We start from the raw sequence: 1,234 nt of genomic DNA on the forward strand, positions 1-1,234 counted from the left end.
GCTACGTCCTGCCCCTGATCCGCGCAGGTCTGGCCGAGCGTGAGGCCGCCACGGCGAAAGTCAAAGAGCCCGCCTGATCCCCTTGCCGGGGTCAGCATCGCGCCTGACCCCGGCCGACCCTTGAAAGAAAGCCCTGCCGTGACCCATTCCGCCTTCACCATTCCGCCCCATACAATGACCCGCATCGCCCTTGCCGCGCAGGAGGCCGACCGCACCAGCAGTTTCCCCGCCGAGGGCATTCAGGCCCTGCAGGACGCGGGCCTGTTGCAGGCCACCGTGGCGCGCCGCTATGGCGGACCGGGCGGGACGATGGAGGATCTGGTCCGGATCATCGCCCAGATCGGCACGGCTGACCCTTCGGTGGCGCTGATCGTCACCATGACGCTGGCCAACCATCTGGCGCAGGCCGAACGCGGCCATTGGCCCGAGGATTATTACCGCCAGGTTGTCGAACAGGGGCGCAGCCGCCCGATCCTGTTGAACGCCGCCCGGGTCGAGCCTGACCTCGGCTCTCCCGCCCGGGGTGGCTTGCCGCAGACCAAGGCACGACGCACCGCCACCGGCTGGGCCATCAGCGGGGTGAAACGCTTTGTGACCGGCTCCGAAGGGCTGACGCATCATCTTGTCTGGGCCACCACGGATGAAACCCCGGCCCGCGTCGGCACCTTCATCGTACCCGGCGAGACGCCCGGCGTTTCCATCGTCAAGAACTGGGACAGTCTGGGCATGCGGGCCACCTCGTCGCATGACGTGGTCTATGACTATGTGGCGGTGCCCGCCGGCCAGGTGCTTGATCTGGTCGAGGCGGGCAAGGGTCAGCAGGACAACCTTGGTCATGCGGTTCTGACGCTGGGCCTGACCTCGATCTATCTCGGTGTGGGCGAGGCCGCGGCCGAGGCCTTTGCCCGCTTTGCCCATGGCCGCATCCCCGCCAACCTGGGCCGCCCGATCGCCGAGACCGAACGGATCATCAGCATCGCCGGCGAGATCGACCTGCTGGTCGCTTCGGCGCGGACCTTCCTGTTTGACGCGCTCTACCATCACCGCGATGACGCGCTGCATCTGATGCGGGCGCGGATGATCGTCGGGCGTCAGCTGCAAGAGGCGGTGGCGCTGGCGGTCAAGGCCCTGGGCAACCCCGGCCTCAGCGCCGATCTGGGGCTGGAGCGGCACTTCCGCAACATTCAGGCCGTGCTGATCCATGCGCCGCAGGAAGATACCGTTGTGTCCATCC

General features: G+C 67.4%; 1 protein-coding gene. It reads left to right on the forward strand.

Annotated elements, in window-relative coordinates; genetic code table 11:
* Positions 1 to 138 precede the first annotated feature (138 nt).
* Positions 139 to 1,234 (forward strand): acyl-CoA dehydrogenase family protein (locus AC1DVR_RS23410; RefSeq protein ID WP_478003029.1); only part of this gene is annotated, 1,096 nt, incomplete at its 3' end.

Source organism: Rhodobacter sp. P2_H5 (assembly GCF_056403335.1).